This is a genomic window from Cryptosporangium arvum DSM 44712 (genome assembly GCF_000585375.1).
In the GTDB taxonomy this organism is placed as follows: Bacteria; Actinomycetota; Actinomycetes; order Mycobacteriales; family Cryptosporangiaceae; genus Cryptosporangium; species Cryptosporangium arvum.
Genome location: NZ_KK073874.1, coordinates 25,466 through 40,372 on the forward strand (window position 1 = coordinate 25,466; position 14,907 = coordinate 40,372).

A 14,907-nucleotide genomic window follows, 5' to 3' on the forward strand; every position below is an offset into this window, starting at 1 on the left:
TCCCGGGTTAGCGTAGTCGTCCAAGGCTCTCGACGAGGAGGCGATGTGGCGGCGATCCGGCCTCGCCGGTCCGGCACGCGTTCTCCGCGTCACCGGGCGGGTCGGCCGAACGCGAGCCGATCCGGCAACGCGCTCGGCTGGCGAATCGCCCTTCCGTGCGTATTACTGCTGGCCGGAGTACTTTTCGCGGCGAGCGCCGAGACTTCGCAGGGCTCCGATCTCCGGGGCGGACGCCGCGATCAGCTCGCAGAGTTGATCCGACGCGGTAACACTGAGGTCGCAACATCTGAACGCCGAGCCGCTGAGTTGCGTCGTTCAGTTGATGAGGCAACTCGATCACGCACGCGCACCGACGCCCGCTTGAAAGGCCCGCAGCGGGAAGTCGACTCACTCACCGGGCCCGCAGGACTGGGAAAGGTTCGCGGACCGTCGCTCACGGTCAAGCTCGACGACGCACCGCGTCGGCCCGGCGGAGTATTGCCGGCCGGCGCCAACGCGGATGACGTGGTCGTGCACCAACAGGATGTGCAGGCGGTGGTGAACGCACTATGGGCGGGTGGCGCGGAAGCTATGACGATCATGGGGATCCGCGTGATCTCCACCAGCGCCGTGCGGTGCGTGGGCAACACCCTTCTCCTCCACGGGAGAACGTTCTCTCCGGCGTTCGTGATAACCGCGATTGGCAACGTCTCGTCGATGCGGGACGCCCTAGACACGTCGCCAGGGGTGTCGCTGTTCCGCCAAGCGGCGTCCGCGTGGAACCTGGGATACACAGTTGGAGACCCTCAGGTCGTGACGCTGCCGGCGTACGAAGGGCCAACGGGGTTGACGCACGCCACGAGCCAGAGTCGCTGATCCGCCGCTCGATCCGCACCTTCGGCGAGGTCCTCATCACCTTGGGCCTCGTCGTCCTGATGTTCGCCGCGTACGAGGTCTACGGCAAGGCGTACCAGGTCAACGCCGACCAGGACCGGCTCAACGCCCAGCTCGACCAGCAGTGGGCCGCCGGCCCGACGCCGGGCAACTCGGCCACGCCGGCCGAAGCCCTGCCGGGCCAGGCCGTCGCCCGTCTGTACATCCCCAAGCTCGACAAGAAGTGGGTGGTCGTCGAGGGCGTCGACCCCGACGACATCAAGCTGGCGCCGGGCCACTACCCCGACAGCCAGATGCCCAACGAGGTCGGCAACTTCGCCATCGCCGGCCACCGGATGCCGTCGATCTTCTGGGACCTGGACAAGCTGCAGAACGGCGACACGATCGTCCTCGAGACCCAGACCGACTGGTACGTGTACTCGGTCAAGAAGAACTTCATCACGCTGCCGACCCAGGTCTCGGTCGTCAGCTCCAACCCGGAGAACCCCGGGCAGAAAGCCACCGCCAAGATGCTGACGCTGACCACGTGCAACCCGAAGTGGGACAACTACGAGCGGCTGATCATCTGGGCCGAACAGACGAAGGCCCAGCCCCACAGCGCCGGCAAGCCCCCCGAGGTCCAGTAGACGTGTACGGATGGATTTGGGACCACCTGCCCGGCAACGCCGCGCTCAAGTCGCTCTGCGCGCTGATCCTGGTCGGCGTCGTGGGGTGGGCGCTCTGGTTCAAGGTGTTCCCCTGGGCCGAGCCACTGCTGCCGTTCGGGGACGTCACCGTGGACGGCACGGGTCAGACCGTCGACGAGAACAACCCGACGGCTCCGGCCGAAACAGGAGCGCCCACCACCGCGGGTGGATGACACAATCGTCGGGTGAGCCCACGCATCCTGGTCGTCGACAACTACGACTCGTTCGTCTACAACCTGGTGCAGTACCTGGGCCAGCTCGGGGCCGAATGCGTCGTTCGCCGTAACGACGCGGTGCGGCCGGCCGAGGTGCTCGACGGCGACGTCGACGGAGCGCCGGTCGACGGAGTGCTGCTCTCACCCGGGCCGGGTGCACCGGAGGAAGCAGGCGTCTGCATCGGCATGGTCGAGCAGCTCGCCGGCCGGGTTCCGCTGTTCGGCGTCTGCCTGGGCCATCAGGCGATCGGCGTCGCGTACGGGGCCACCGTGAACCGCGCACCCGAACTGCTGCACGGAAAGACCAGCGAGGTGCACCACGCCGACGCCGGGGTGCTGGCCGGGTTGCCCGACCCGTTCACCGCGACGCGCTACCACTCGCTGGCGGTCGTCGAGGACACGCTGCCGGCCGAGATCGAGATCACCGGCCGCACTCCGTCCGGCGTCGTGATGGCGATGCGCCACCGCGAGCTGGCGATCGAAGGCGTGCAGTTCCACCCGGAGTCGGTGCTCACCCAGGGCGGGCACCGGATGCTCGCCAACTGGCTCGGCACCTGCGGCGACGAGGGGGCGGTGGATCGGTCCACCGCGCTCGTCGAGCAGGTCGAACAGCGTCGACTGGCGGCGTACGCCTGAGAAGCCCGTAGAGACCGGAAAGGGCCCGACTGCGGTGGCAGTCGGGCCCTTTCCGGTCGGTCAGCGCGTGAGCGTGTTCGGCCCCACGCGGGGAGTCGAGCCGGCCGACGCGCTGGCGCCGGCGCTCTCGGTCGGCTCCGCCGAGTCACTCGGCTCGGGATCCTCGCTCGGCGACTCGTCCGGGTCGGGCGAGTCGGACGCCGTCGGGCCGGTCGACACGGTGAGCGTGACCGTCGTGCCGCGGTTCTGCTTGGTGTTCTGGTCCGGCGTCTGCGAGATCACGGTGCCGGCCGCCTTGTCGGACGCCGCCTCCGCCTTGCGCGCCTTGAGGCCCGCGTTCTCGAGGCGGCTCTTCGCGTCGTCGAAGGTCAGCCCCTTGACGTCCGGCACCAGCACGCGGTTGGCCTTCGAGATGCGGACCGTGACCGTGCCGTTCTCCGGCAGCTTCTGGCCGGGCGCGGGGTCCTGCCCGGTGACCCGGCCCTCGGGCAGGTCGCTGTCCTCGTCGTCCTCCGGTTTGAACTGGAGCTTCGCCTGCTCCAGACGCTGCTTGGCGCCGTCCTCGTCGAGGCCCTTCAGGTCCGGCACCGCGACCTCGCCGGGCCCGCCGCCGATCGAGATCTCGACCTTGTCGCCTTCCTTGGCCTTCTCGCCGGCGGCCGGGTTCTGCTCGGTCACCTTGCCCTTTTGCTCCGTGGTGCTCGGCACCGTGCGCACGGTGACGTTCAGGCCCTGAGCCTGGAGCTCCCTCGTCGCGGAGACCTGGTTCGCGCCGACGACGTCGGCGACCGTGACCTCCTTGCCGCCTCCGCCACCGAGCTTGCTGGCCGCGAACGCGACCACGGCGACCAACGCGACGACGGCGAGGATGCCCACCGCGATCGTGGCGCCCCGCCGCTTCTCGGCGCCGTTGCCGACCGCGGTGCCGACCGACGTCGAGTACCCGCCGCCGGGAGTCGGAACGACACGGGTGGCCGCGCCGCCGCCGAGCACCGCGGTGCGCTCGCCACCGGTGGGAACCGGCCCGGCCGCCACCGGGCGCCCGGCCGCGGCACGCAGCAGGTCGGCGCGCATCTCACCGGCGCTCTGGTAGCGCTGGGCCGGGTTCTTCGCCATCGACTTGAGCACGATCGAGTCGATCGTCGCGCTGATCTCCGGGTTCCGCTGGCTCGGCGGAATGGGGTCCTCACGGACGTGCTGGTAAGCCACCGAAACCGGGTTGTCACCGGTGAACGGGGGCTCCCCGACCATGAGCTCGTACAGCAGGCAACCGGTCGAGTAGACGTCCGACCGCGCGTCCACGGTCTCGCCGCGGGCCTGCTCCGGGGAGAGGTACTGGGCGGTGCCGATCACGGCCGACGTCGCGGTCATTTGCGACGACGCGCTGGTGATCGCCCTGGCGATGCCGAAGTCCATCACCTTGACCGCGCCCTGCGGCGTCAGCATCACGTTTCCGGGCTTGATGTCCCGGTGGATGATGCCGTGCCGGTGGCTGAAGTCCAGCGCGGCGCACACGTCCGCGACGATCTCCAGCGCACGCTGGGGCACCAGCCGCCCCTCGGCGGTCAGCACCTCCTTGAGCGTGAGGCCCTCGACGTACTCCATGACGATGTACGGCACCGCGACGCCGTCCCGGCTGGAGTGGTCTTCGCCGGTGTCGTAGACCGACACGATCGCCGGGTGGTTCAGCGCGGCCGCGTTCTGCGCCTCGCGACGGAACCGCGCCTGGAAACCAGGGTCACGAGCAAGATCGGACCGCAGGACTTTGATCGCCACGTCCCGGCCGAGCCGGTGGTCGCGCCCCATGTGAACTTCGGCCATTCCGCCGTAGCCCAGCACGTGGCCGATCTCGTACCTGCCGCCAAACAGGCGGGCCTCGGTCATCGCCTCGTCCTCGGTATCGCGGACCCACGCGGGTCCTCGGTGCGGATCATCGGTTCGCTCGCTGCTCGATGATCGACTTCATGATCGTCCCGGCAATCGCCGCCGAGGAGCTGCTGGACGTGCCGGCGTTCTCCAGTACCACCGCGACCGCGGCGACCGGTTGCCCGTCGACGATCGCATAGCCGATGAACCACGCGTGGTCCTGACGCTCGTCGCCGTCCTCGGCGGTACCGGTCTTGCCACCGACGTCGGCCCCGTCCACCTGGGCACGCTTACCGGTGCCGTTCTGGACGACCGCACGCATCATCTTCTGGACTTCGGCGGCGTTCGAATCGCTCAGCGGTGACGAGTACTCGCGCTCCCGGGTCGTCGAGAGCGTCGTGTAGTCGGCCGCCTCCACCTTCTTGACCAGGAACGGCGTCATCAGCTTGCCATTGTTGGCGACGGCCGCGGCGATCATCGCGCCCTGCAGGGGCGTCATCCGGACGTCACGCTGGCCGATGCTGGACTGGGCGACCGCGGGTGGGTCGGCGATCTCGCCGGTCTGGCTGGCCGCGACGTCGAGGGGAACCTCCAGGTTCGTGTCCCCGAAGCCGAACTCCTTGGCCTTCTCCTTGATGCCCTCGGCCTTGACCACCTCGACGCCGAGCTTGGAGAACACCGTGTTGCACGATTCCTGGAGCGCGAACTCGAGGCTGACCTGGACACCGTTCCCACACGTCTCGCCGTGGAAGTTCTCGATGAACTTCTCGGTCTGCGGAGCGGTGTACTGATTCGGTGCGTCGACCTGCGAGTCGGCTTTGTAGCCCCGGTCGACCAGGGCCGCCGACATGATCACCTTGAAGGTCGAGCCCGGCGGGTAGGTCTGGCGCAGCGCCCGGTCGAGCAGCGGCTTGTTGACGCTGTCGCCGTTGAGCTTCTTCCAGGCGTCCTTCTGCGGCTGGTCGGTGTGCGACGCGAAGGGGTTCGGGTCGTAGGCCGGGTTCGACACCAGCGACAGGATCTCGCCGGTCTTCGGGTCCAGCGCGATCGCCGCGCCCTTCTCGCCCTCCAGCGCGTCCGCGGTGGCCGCCTGGACCTCCTTGTCGAGCGTCAGGATGACGTTCGCGCCCTTGCTCTTCTTGCCGGTGATCATGTCGGTGATCCGGCGCACGAACAGCTTGTCGGACTCCCCGGAGAGGTCCTCGTTCTCCTTGGCCTCGAGTTCGCTGTTGCCGTAGATCATCGACTGGTAGCCGGTGACGTGCGCGTACAGCTCGCCCTGCGGGTACTTGCGCTGGTACTTGTACCGTCCGTCGGTCTCGACGGACTCGGCGATCGCCTGGTCCTCGACCATGATCAGCCCGCGCGGGCGCTCGTAGCTGGAGATCCGGACCCGCTCGTTCAGGTCGCTCGTGCGGTAGTCGTCGCCCTTGACCACCTGGACGTAGTTCAGGTTGACGAAGAGCAGTGCGAACAGCACGAAGACCGCGACCGCTACACGTCGGAGCGGAGCGTTCACAGCTTGACCACCTCAGTCGGGGCGTCCCGCAACTGGAGTGGCGGAGCTTTCACCTTGGCCGGCCGTCGACCGGCGTCCGAAATGCGGATGAGCAGGGCGATGATGAGCCAGTTGGCGACCAGCGACGATCCTCCGTACGCGAGGAACGGGGTCGTCAGACCGGTCAGCGGGATCAACTTCGTCACCCCGCCCACGATGACGAACGTCTGCAACGTGATCGAGAAGGCGAGCCCCCCGGCGAGCAACTTGCCGTACGAGTCACGCACGTCCAGACCGGCCCGGATGCCCCGCGACGCGATGAGCGCGTAGAGCATCAGCAGCGCGGTCAGGCCGAACAGCCCGATCTCCTCACCGATCGCCGCGAACACGAAGTCGGTGCTCGCGTAGAGGCTGAGCAGGTTGGGCGACCCGGCACCCGGCCCCGACCCGAACAGGCCACCGCTGCCGAGTGCGAGCAGCGACTGGACGATCTGGTAGCCGGTGTCGAACGGATCGTCGAACGGGTGGAGCCAGACGTTCACCCGCAGCTGCACCCGGCTGACGACCAGGAACGCCGAGTAGGCGCCGACCATGAACAGCAGCAGGCCGATGACCAGCCAGCGCCAGCTGTTCGTCGCGATGTAGAGCATCACCAGGAACAGGCCGAAGTACAGCAGCGACGACCCGAGGTCCTTCTCGAAGACCAGGATGCTGAGGCTGACCAGCCAGGCACCGATGATCGGCGCGTAGGCCCGGAACAGGAAGCCCGGGGTCGCCTTGAGCGTCTGGTACTTGCCGACGATCTGCAGGAAGTCGCGGTTGTCGACCAGGCTGCGCGCGAAGTACAGCAGCAGCGCGATCTTCGCGAACTCACCCGGCTGGATCTGGCCGAGGCCCGGGATGATGATCCAGAGCTTCGCGCCGTTGATCTCGCTCAGCGACGAGGGCAGCACCGCGGGAAGCATCACCAGTACGAGACCGGTGAACAGCGCGATGTAGCCGAACCGGGCCAGCGACCGGTGATCCCGGACGAGCCAGAGCAGCGCGACGAAACCCAGGATCGCCACCGTCGCCCAGATGTACTGCTTGAGGGCTTCGCTGCCCTCACCGCTCAGGACGCCGGCGGCCAGCCGCTCGTCGGGGGTGAGCCGGCCCAGGTCCAGGCGACGGATGAAGACGACACTGATCCCGTTGATCGTGGCCACGGCGGGCAGGATCAACGGATCGGCGTACGGGGCCAGGAACCGGATGGCCACGTGCGCGCCGAAGAACAGCAGAGCGAGCAGACCGGGCAGCGCGAGCGCGTTGCCGCTGATCTCACCCAGCACCGAGGCTTGGACCGCGACCGACATGCCGGTCACCACGACCAGCGAAACGATCAGCAGGAAGAGCTCGGTGTTGCGCTGGTTGTTGGCGAGCGGTCGGTCCGGCCGCCCGATCACACTGGTGAGGGCGGGGTCGGATCCGCCGGCGGGGCGGGGGGCGGCCGAAGCCGTCACCGGGCCACCCGACAATTCTCGCCGGGCTTGTCGCTCTCACCGGCCGGAAGGATCTCCCCGGCCGGCCGGGACGCGGTGGCAGCCGGAGCACTCGGGGACGCGGAGGCGGTGCTCGACGGCGTCGCGCTCGAGTTGGGGCTGGTGCTCTCGCTCGGAGTGGGCGAGGCCGAAGAAGTAGTCGACGGGGTCACCGACGGGGTCGGCGTCGGCGTGGCGTCGCCGTGGCACCAGGGGAGGACCTGACCCTGCCGGAGGTTGTCCACGATCGTGTAAGCGTCCTCACGGTTCTCGGCCGGAATCGTCTGCTCCACCGACTCGCGGGCGACCTGCTGGAGGTCGTCGACGCGCAGATCGGTGTCGGATTGCAGAGTGGAGAATTCCAGGCCGGCGAGCGAGCCGGACACGCCGCGGTAGATCGCAACGTGTCCGGCCTCGGTCGTTCCCACGTAGTACTGCTGCTGGGTGTAGTGCCAGGCCGCGTACCCGCCGGCGGCGAGTGCCGCCAGGGCGAGCACGGTCAGCAGCGCGGTGGTGCGGCGGCGGTGACGGCCGCCGCTCTCGACCGGCTCGTCTTCTTCCTCGACGCCGTAGTTGTTGTCGTCGAGGGTGGGACGGGGCGGAGTGGCCAGCGCCGCCCGGCCGGCCGCGGTGTCGGCGGTGGCCGACGTCGTGCGGTCGCGCGCCGCGGCGCCACCGACGACCGGCGCGTTGTCGGCCAGCCGGTCGTCGAGGATGTCGGCGACGATCACGGTGATGTTGTCCGGACCGCCGCCGCGCAGCGCCAGCTGGATCAGCCGGTTGGCGACCTGAGCCGGATCGTCGATCCGCATGGCGTCCTCGATCGTCTCCATCGAGACGACGCTGGACAGCCCGTCACTGCAGAGCAGGTACCGGTCGCCGGGCCGAGCTTCCCGGACCGAGAACTCCGGCTCGACCTCGCGCCCGTCGAGGGCCCGGGTGAGCAGGGAGCGCTGCGGATGGGTGTTGGCCTCGTCCGCGGTGATCCGGCCCTCGTCGACGAGCATCTGCACGTACGTGTCGTCGCGGGTGATCTGGTGCAGCTCGCTGTTGCGCAGCACGTAGGCCCGGGAGTCACCGACGTGCGCCAGTGCCAGCCGTGTCCCGCTGAACAGCAGCGCCGTCAGCGTGGTGCCCATGCCCTCCAGGGCCGGGTTGGCGTCCACCGCGTCGCGGAGCTGCTGGTTGGCGTGGCCGATCGCCCCTCGCAGCGCGTCGACCAGATCGTGCGCCGACACGTCCTCGTCGAGGGGTTCCAACGCTCGGACGACGATGTTCGAGGCCACCTCACCGGCGGCCATGCCGCCCATGCCGTCGGCCACCGCGAGCAGTCGCGGGCCGGCGTAGACCGAGTCTTCATTCCCTTCCCGGATGAGACCACGGTCGGACTTTGCCGCGTAGCGCAGCGTGAGGCTCATTCGCGATCCTCGCCGAGGAGGTGCCAAAGGTGCATGCTTCGCTCGCTTCGCTGGCTCATGAGCGCAACTCGATCGACGTGCGGCCGATTCGGATCGGCGCGCCCAGGGGGACGGGGGTCGGGGCCGAAATCTTGGTTGGGCCAAGATACGTGCCGTTGGTAGACCCCAGGTCTTCGATCAGCCACTCGCCCGCACGCGGCACCAGACGTGCATGCTGCGCTGACGCATAGTCGTCATTGAGCACCAACGTCGAGTCATCCGCGCGCCCGAGGGTGATCGGTGAATCACCGAGAGTGATTCGAGTCCCGGTCAACGCTCCTTCGGTGACGACGAGCGTGCGGGGCACGCCCGCACCGCCTCCGCCGCCACTACCGCCGCCTCCGCCGAAGAGACCGCGTTTCGCCCGCCCCGGCTTGCTCTGCTCCGCCGCCGGACGCCCGGCGGGTGCCAACGGCACACCGCGGGGCGTCGCGACCAGCCGGGGCTGGCGAGCCCCGGTCAGGTCACGCCGGATCACTCCGACGACGGCGAACACGAACACCCAGAGCAGCGCGAGAAAGCCGAACCGGGCGACCGCGAGTACGACTTCCGGCATCAGCCATCCAGCCGGAACGTGAGCGACGTGGTACCCAGCTGCACGACGTCGCCGTGCTGGAGGGCCGCCGCGTTGATCCGGTTCCCGTTGACCGTGGTGCCGTTGGTGGAGCTCAGGTCGGTGAGCACCACCCGGGAGCCGTCGAAATCGACCCGGGCGTGCTGCCGGGAGATGCCGACGTCGGCCAGGCGCACCTGCGCGCCCTCGCCGCGACCGATCACGGTCGAGCCGATCACGATCGTGAACTGCCGCCCGTCCGACGTGATCAGCCGAGCTTGCCTGGCTCCATAGCCACCCTGCGGTCCGGGCGGACCGCTCACCGGGTTGCCGTACCCCGGACCACTGACGGGGTTTCCGTACCCGGGCGGGCCGCTGACCGGCGGCAGCCCTCCACCCTGCGGGGGCATGTTGTACCCCTGCGGCGGCGGGTTCTGGTACGGGTTCGGGTTGTGCGCCGGCTCGACGCCACCGGTGTACACCTCGGCGGCGATCCGGAACATACCCGTGTCGAGGCCATCTCCACGCTCGATCTCGACGATGACGTCTCCGTACACCGTCCAGCCCTGCTCGCCGATGTACTCGGCTTGGGCCTGCGCGAGCTCCTGCGCCAGCGGGGCCGCGTACTGGGCCAGCCGGTCGTGGTCGCTCGGACTCAGATCGATGATGTAGCGGTTGGGAACCAGTGTGCGCCCACCGCCCAAGATGGACTTGTGCGCATCCGCCTCGCGCTGCATCGCGCTAGCGATCTCCACGGGATGCACAACTCCCTTGAAGACCTTGGCGAACGCCCCCTCGACGAGGTTCTCCAACCTCTTCTCGAAGCGCTGCAGAACGCCCACCGGTTCCTCCTGTCCTCGGTTCGGCATGATCGTATCGGCCGCCGCGAACCCCCGAGAGGGGAGCATCCGGCACGTGTTAGAGTTCCCAGGTCTTCGCCGGGCAAGTGGCGGAATGGCAGACGCGCACGGTTCAGGTCCGTGTGTCCGAAAGGACGTGGGGGTTCAACTCCCCCCTTGCCCACCAGAACTACCTCCGGCCTCGCCGGCCCGTACGGGCCGAGCGGGGCCGAATGCGTTTCGGTGGAGACCTGTTCCACGAGCGTCCGCGATCCGACACCAGTGATGCTTGTCCTGGTCACCGACCGGCCGCGGCCATGAGTAGCCGCAGCTACCCCGGTCGTGCCGACGGTTCTCATAGCATCCCCTCATCGGTTGACCTCGGAGCGCGGAACGCTACTACCAGCGCCGTTCGGTGTCGAAATCGTTGCGTTCGAATCGCCCCGGCGCATCCCCTTCCGGCCCGGAAAGCCGGTTGGGGATCTTCATGATCTGCGCCACATTCACGCCCGGAAGCTCTCCCGCAGTGCCGGCAGGAGCTCTTTCTCCGACCAATCCAGGAAGCCTTCCTGGTGCTCACCGCCGATCTGCACGAACGCCAGGTGGGTGAAGCCGGCCTCGACGTACGGGCGGGCCGCCTCCACCACCGCGGCCGGGTCCGAACCGCACGGAATCGATTCAGCGACGTCTTCCTCGCGGACGAACTGGGTCGCGCCCTCGAAACCGGCCGGGCCGGGCAGCTCGGCGTTGACCTTCCAGCCGTTGCCGAACCAGCGGAACTGCTCGTGCGCCCGGGTGACCGCAGCGCTCCGATCGGCGTCGAAGCAGATCGGGAGCTGCCCCACCTTGGGCGCGCCCTGCTTGCCGCTCTCCCGCTCGAACTGGTCGATCAGGTCGCCGACCGGCTCCACCGCGATGAGGAAGTCCGCGTTCTCGGCGGCCAGCCCGGCCGACTGCTTGCCCGAGACCGCGATCCCGATCGGCGGGGGCGAGTCCGGCACGTCCCAGAGCTTGGCCGAGTCGACCCGGAAGTGTTCGCCGACGTAGTTGACGTACTCGCCGGTGAAGAGGGCCGCGATGATGTCCACGGCCTCGCTGAGCATCTCGTGCCGGATGTTCGCCGGCGGCCAGCCCCGCCCGACGACGTGCTCGTTGAGGTTCTCCCCGGCGCCGAGGCCGAGCCAGAAGCGTCCGTCCGAGAGCAGGCCGGTCGTCGCGGCGTTTTGCGCGATCACCGCCGGGTGGTACCGGAGGGTGGGGCACGTGACGTATGTCATCAGCGGCACCCGTTCGGTGACCTGGCTGACCGCTCCCAGTACCGACCAGGCGTTCGGCGCGTGACCCTGCGCGTCCAGCCAGGGGTTGTAGTGGTCGCTGATGACCTCGAAGTCGAAGCCGGTCTCCTCGGCGCGCCGCGCGTGACTCACCAACGCGGTCGGACCGGCCTGTTCGCACATGAGCGTGTAACCGAAATTCACCATGGCGCGGCGTTACCCGCGCTCTGCCCCACTACGCCGACATGCGTCGGTATGGTCAGCGCCGATGTTGTTCACCGATGCCGAGCCGGTCTCGGACGACGCCCTGCTGGGCCTCGTCTACGAGGTGTGTCCCCGGTTCGTGCCCGGCACCGTCCTGCACCGCAGCGCGACGTCGTTCGTCGTCGCCGGCTCGGTCGACCTCAGCCCGGTGGTGGCGAAGGTGCTGGCCGGCGGCGCTCCGTTCTGGCGTGAGCACTTCCTGCGGGAGGTCGAGGCCTACCGGCTGTTCGAGAGCGTCCCGCCGCCGGTGCGCACACCGCAGCTGCTCGCCGCCGACGCCGAGCGCGGCGTGCTGCTCCTCGAGCGGGTGTTCGGGCGGCCCCTGGCGCGTGAGCGGCACCCCACGGTCCCGATCCCGCCGACCGAGCTCGCCGGTGCGCTCACCGAGTTACGCCAGCTGGCCAAGTGGCAGCCGCCGGTCGGGCAGTCCTGGATCGTGAACTACACGCCGCGGATCGACCGCGCGCGGCGTCAAGGCGTGTTCGACGACGTCGACCGCGCCGCCGTGGCCGAGCTGGCACGCCGCTCGGCCGGCCGGTGGGAGCTGGCCCACGGCGACCCGGTGCTCGACAACGTCCTGAGTACCCGGGACGGGTTCGTCTTCCTCGACTGGGCGACGGCCGGCCTCTACCTGGCCGGGTTCGACCTGGCTCAGCTCTGGGTGCTACTCGGGGAGCTGCACGGGCCGCGGCGGGCGATCGAGGACCTGGTCGACGACGGGGGACCGGCGGCCGTGGAGCCGTTTCTGGTGAACGTCGCGCTCCTGCTGGGCCGGGAGCGCCGTTCCTACCAGCACCGCACGGACGACGTGGGCGTCGCCCGCCGGGCCCGGCTGGCCGAGACCTGGAACGAGGTGCGGGCCCGCGTCCACCGAGCCGTGAAGTGACCGGTTGGTGACTCCCCGCTTGACCCCGGGCGCCCGGCCCGGATAGTTCTGCGTCACCCCCTCGAACGGAAGCCCTCATGATTCGACGTGCTGTGTTGCGCTGTGCCGTCGTCGCGACGCTGGCCGGCGCGAGCCTCGGCGTGCTGCTGCCGTCGACCGCGCAGGCGGCCGGGTGCTCGCCGCGGACCGGGCCCGCGCAGCGTCAGGTGGAGAACTACCTGGGCCTGCCCGTCGACGGGACGGCCAGTTACGCCGACTGCCTCGCCGTCCAGAAGTTCCAGCGACGGATGGACATCCGGCCGACCGCCGGATACGCCGGTCCGCTCACCTCGAGCGTCGTCAGCCGCCTGAGCAACGCCTCGCTCGGGTCCTGCGGGTACTCGTCCGGCCTCCGCGTCTGTGTCGACCTCACCCACCAGGTGATGTGGGTCACCCGGTCGGGCAAGCGGATCCACGGACCGGTGCCGATCCGCACCGGGCGCACCGGCCTCATCACGCCGACCGGCACGTACAAGATCCAGGACAAGAAGATCAGCACGATCTCCTCGTACTTCAAGGTGAAGCTCCCGTACTGGCAGCGGTTCTACCGGGACATGGGCTTCCACCAGACGACGACCTGGCTCTACGACCCGGGATCGCCGGGCTCGCACGGGTGCATCAACCTGCTCCCGGCCGACGCCACCGCGCTGTACTCGTACACCCGGCGCGGCACCCCGGTGAAGATCTTCGGCCGCAAGCCCGGGACCTAGGGCCCACCGGGGCGGATCAGGCCGCTCTCGTAGGCGAAGACGGTCGCCTGCACCCGGTCGCGCAGGCCGAGCTTGCCGAGGATCGCGTTCATGTGCGTCTTCACGGTGCTCGTCGTCACCACCAGGGCAGCGGCGATCTCGCCGTTCGACAGGCCTTTGGCGACCAGCCGGAGAACGTCGCGCTCGCGCCGGGTGAGCTGGCTGAGCCGCGCCCCCGACCCGGGCTGCCGCGGCGGTGCGGCGAACGCCGTCGCGAGCGTCGTCGTCGCGGCGGGGCTGCTCGGTACCGCGCCCTCGGCGGCCCGGAGGATCACCTCGAGGACGGTGGTGCGCCGGGCGTCGGCCCGGAGGAAGCCGATGGCCCCGGCGCGGAGCACGGCACGCAGCTCGGCGTCGGGAGGCCCGGCCGCCAGTGCGATCAACCGGCTCGGCCGCCCGGCGGCGTCGACCACCTCGCGGGCCATCAGCGCGGTCAGTTCGGGCCGGCCCGGGAACCGCCCGACCAGGACGACGTCGGGCTGGGTCCGGTCGAGCAGCGCCAGCCGATCCCGACCGGCGCCGTGACCGGCCACGTGATCGGTGCGGACGTCGAAGCTGGGTTCGGACTCGAGGAGACCCGCCGTCCGGTGCAGTCCCGGATCCCGATCGCCACCGACCACCGCGATCCGGGCTCGGTAGCGCTCCGCGGGCCGGGAACGTGGCATCACCGGCGCAGCGATTGGGTCACCCCCGTCTGGTCGTTTTCGCCGTCCGATGCGTACCACATTGGGAGGTGATCTGCGCGTACTTCCCGCCACTATCTGTTACTTATCCGTCGTGTCGCGTTACCAACCGAAGGTTCGGGCGTTGAGCTGTTCGTGTGGCGGGGAAACGGAACCGGACGTCGGGTGGCTGTGCTGAGTGCACTGGCCGTGCCCGCGTTCCTGCTCGGCGCCGCGATCGCCGAACCTCCGTCCGGTGCGCGCGATGCCGCTCGGGCCGAACGCGCGCCCGGCCACGCGGCGTTCGACGCCGGCACCTCCGCCTCGGCGGCGGTGTCCCCGGCCGGGGAGAGCAGGGCCCGGGACGCCACGGTGCCGGCCGCCACGCCGCCGCTACGGAGCGGCGGCGGCGCGGCGGCCGGGCTCACCGTGCGGATCGTCGTTCCGGCCGGGCCGTTCACGTCCGACGAGCTGGTGCGTTTCCGAGTGCGGTGGTCGGACGGGAGCGGTCGGTACGCCGGGTTGACCGAGAGCTGGGGCGACGGCACGGCCGCCAGCTCGGCGGAGGTCGTGAGCTGCACGGGCGGCCCGGGAGCGCACGCCGACGAACTCACCACCGCCCACCGGTTCCCGGCCGGCCGGTTCCGGGTCCGGGTCACGGTCACCACGGCCGACTGCCGCGGCCGCACCGAGGAGCGGACCGCCGAGGTGACGATCCAGGTCGACGCACCGTCGGACGAGCCGGAGAGCGGCCAGGAAACCAGCGCTCCGGCGCCCCCGACGCCCTCCTCCGAAGCCCCGTCGCCCAGCGCGGAAGCGTCCTCCGGCGTGCCGCTGCCCCTCCCCACGGTGGAGCCGCTCGTCAGCCCCTGAGCGTCGTGAACCCCTCGTCC

15 protein-coding genes and 1 tRNA gene are annotated in these 14,907 nt (G+C 69.6%); 8 read left to right on the plus strand and 8 right to left on the minus strand.

Translation table 11 applies throughout. The annotated features are described in order from the left end of the window. The first annotated feature begins 45 nt into the window (after positions 1–45). From CRYAR_RS51160 to CRYAR_RS00140, 4 genes are read left to right on the plus strand one after another with little or no spacing between them, the layout of a single operon-like run. Positions 46–855 carry a DUF881 domain-containing protein gene (locus CRYAR_RS51160; protein WP_063725633.1) on the plus strand — a complete coding sequence of 270 codons (810 nt, stop codon included), beginning with the start codon at positions 46–48 and terminating at the stop codon, positions 853–855. After that, on the plus strand, positions 756–1,499 hold the full coding sequence (locus tag CRYAR_RS50050; RefSeq protein ID WP_425389360.1) for a class E sortase: 744 nt from the start codon (positions 756–758) through the stop codon (positions 1,497–1,499). The genes CRYAR_RS51160 and CRYAR_RS50050 overlap by 100 nt, the downstream gene beginning before the upstream one ends. 2 nt (positions 1,500–1,501) lie before the next feature. Beyond that, positions 1,502–1,732 carry a hypothetical protein gene (locus tag CRYAR_RS00135; RefSeq protein ID WP_051569517.1) on the plus strand — a complete coding sequence of 77 codons (231 nt, stop codon included), beginning with the start codon at positions 1,502–1,504 and terminating at the stop codon, positions 1,730–1,732. 12 nt (positions 1,733–1,744) lie between these two features. Then, complete coding sequence (locus CRYAR_RS00140) at positions 1,745–2,410, plus strand: aminodeoxychorismate/anthranilate synthase component II (protein WP_035847357.1); 666 nt, start codon at positions 1,745–1,747, stop codon at positions 2,408–2,410. Between the two features lie 60 nt (positions 2,411–2,470). Here the strand turns inward: CRYAR_RS00140 and pknB are convergent, their stop codons facing one another. The 6 genes from pknB to CRYAR_RS00170 are packed head-to-tail and all read right to left on the minus strand — an operon-like array spanning position 2,471 to position 10,170. Next, positions 2,471–4,294 (minus strand): Stk1 family PASTA domain-containing Ser/Thr kinase, encoded by a 1,824-nt coding sequence (gene pknB, locus CRYAR_RS00145; RefSeq protein WP_051569518.1) that lies wholly within the window; start codon positions 4,292–4,294, stop codon positions 2,471–2,473. Positions 4,295–4,340: 46 nt separating this feature from the next. Next, positions 4,341–5,795, minus strand: coding sequence for a peptidoglycan D,D-transpeptidase FtsI family protein (locus CRYAR_RS00150; RefSeq protein ID WP_035847362.1), 1,455 nt, complete (start codon positions 5,793–5,795; stop codon positions 4,341–4,343). After that, positions 5,792–7,273, minus strand: a complete 1,482-nt coding sequence (locus tag CRYAR_RS00155) for an FtsW/RodA/SpoVE family cell cycle protein (protein ID WP_084699809.1) — start codon at positions 7,271–7,273, stop codon at positions 5,792–5,794. The genes CRYAR_RS00150 and CRYAR_RS00155 overlap by 4 nt, the downstream gene beginning before the upstream one ends. Further along, a complete protein-coding gene (locus CRYAR_RS00160) occupies positions 7,270–8,709 on the minus strand; it encodes a PP2C family protein-serine/threonine phosphatase (protein ID WP_051569520.1) in 1,440 nt (479 codons plus the stop codon). Before CRYAR_RS00160 ends, CRYAR_RS00155 begins: the two co-directional genes overlap by 4 nt. 55 nt (positions 8,710–8,764) lie before the next feature. Next, positions 8,765–9,304 (minus strand): FHA domain-containing protein FhaB/FipA, encoded by a 540-nt coding sequence (locus tag CRYAR_RS00165; protein ID WP_035847365.1) that lies wholly within the window; start codon positions 9,302–9,304, stop codon positions 8,765–8,767. Continuing rightward, the gene (locus CRYAR_RS00170; protein ID WP_035847369.1) at positions 9,304–10,170 is read right to left on the minus strand and encodes an FhaA domain-containing protein; all 867 of its coding nucleotides are present in this window, start codon (positions 10,168–10,170) and stop codon (positions 9,304–9,306) included. Before CRYAR_RS00170 ends, CRYAR_RS00165 begins: the two co-directional genes overlap by 1 nt. Positions 10,171–10,241: 71 nt before the next feature. Between CRYAR_RS00170 and CRYAR_RS00175 the strand changes: the two genes are divergently transcribed. Continuing rightward, a tRNA-Leu gene (locus tag CRYAR_RS00175) sits at positions 10,242–10,327 on the plus strand. A gap of 316 nt (positions 10,328–10,643) precedes the next feature. Here the strand turns inward: CRYAR_RS00175 and CRYAR_RS00180 are convergent. Then, on the minus strand, positions 10,644–11,621 hold the full coding sequence (locus tag CRYAR_RS00180) for an LLM class F420-dependent oxidoreductase (protein ID WP_035847373.1): 978 nt from the start codon (positions 11,619–11,621) through the stop codon (positions 10,644–10,646). A gap of 61 nt (positions 11,622–11,682) precedes the next feature. Between CRYAR_RS00180 and CRYAR_RS00185 the strand changes: the two genes are divergently transcribed. Both CRYAR_RS00185 and CRYAR_RS00190 read left to right on the plus strand, forming a co-directional pair. Then, positions 11,683–12,564 carry a phosphotransferase gene (locus CRYAR_RS00185; RefSeq protein ID WP_035847380.1) on the plus strand — a complete coding sequence of 294 codons (882 nt, stop codon included), beginning with the start codon at positions 11,683–11,685 and terminating at the stop codon, positions 12,562–12,564. A gap of 77 nt (positions 12,565–12,641) precedes the next feature. Then, positions 12,642–13,313, plus strand: a complete 672-nt coding sequence (locus CRYAR_RS00190) for a L,D-transpeptidase (protein WP_035847386.1) — start codon at positions 12,642–12,644, stop codon at positions 13,311–13,313. Here the strand turns inward: CRYAR_RS00190 and CRYAR_RS00195 are convergent. Continuing rightward, a complete protein-coding gene (locus CRYAR_RS00195; RefSeq protein WP_051569522.1) occupies positions 13,310–14,017 on the minus strand; it encodes a LuxR C-terminal-related transcriptional regulator in 708 nt (235 codons plus the stop codon). The genes CRYAR_RS00190 and CRYAR_RS00195 overlap by 4 nt on opposite strands. Before the next feature lie 183 nt (positions 14,018–14,200). Here CRYAR_RS00195 and CRYAR_RS00200 point away from each other — a divergent pair, with 183 nt between their 5' ends. Then, complete coding sequence (locus CRYAR_RS00200) at positions 14,201–14,887, plus strand: hypothetical protein (RefSeq protein WP_157017166.1); 687 nt, start codon at positions 14,201–14,203, stop codon at positions 14,885–14,887. Positions 14,888–14,907 lie beyond the last annotated feature (20 nt).

Coding starts and splice junctions, on each gene's coding strand:
- CRYAR_RS00195 (WP_051569522.1), bottom strand. CDS start 14,017: ATGCCACGTTCCCGGCCCGCGGAGCGCTACCGAGCCCGGATCGCGGTG.
- CRYAR_RS00180 (WP_035847373.1), bottom strand. CDS start 11,621: ATGGTGAATTTCGGTTACACGCTCATGTGCGAACAGGCCGGTCCGACC.
- CRYAR_RS00170 (WP_035847369.1), bottom strand. CDS start 10,170: ATGCCGAACCGAGGACAGGAGGAACCGGTGGGCGTTCTGCAGCGCTTC.
- CRYAR_RS00165 (WP_035847365.1), bottom strand. CDS start 9,304: ATGCCGGAAGTCGTACTCGCGGTCGCCCGGTTCGGCTTTCTCGCGCTG.
- CRYAR_RS00185 (WP_035847380.1), top strand. CDS start 11,683: ATGTTGTTCACCGATGCCGAGCCGGTCTCGGACGACGCCCTGCTGGGC.
- CRYAR_RS00190 (WP_035847386.1), top strand. CDS start 12,642: ATGATTCGACGTGCTGTGTTGCGCTGTGCCGTCGTCGCGACGCTGGCC.
- pknB (WP_051569518.1), bottom strand. CDS start 4,294: ATGACCGAGGCCCGCCTGTTTGGCGGCAGGTACGAGATCGGCCACGTG.
- CRYAR_RS00160 (WP_051569520.1), bottom strand. CDS start 8,709: ATGAGCCTCACGCTGCGCTACGCGGCAAAGTCCGACCGTGGTCTCATC.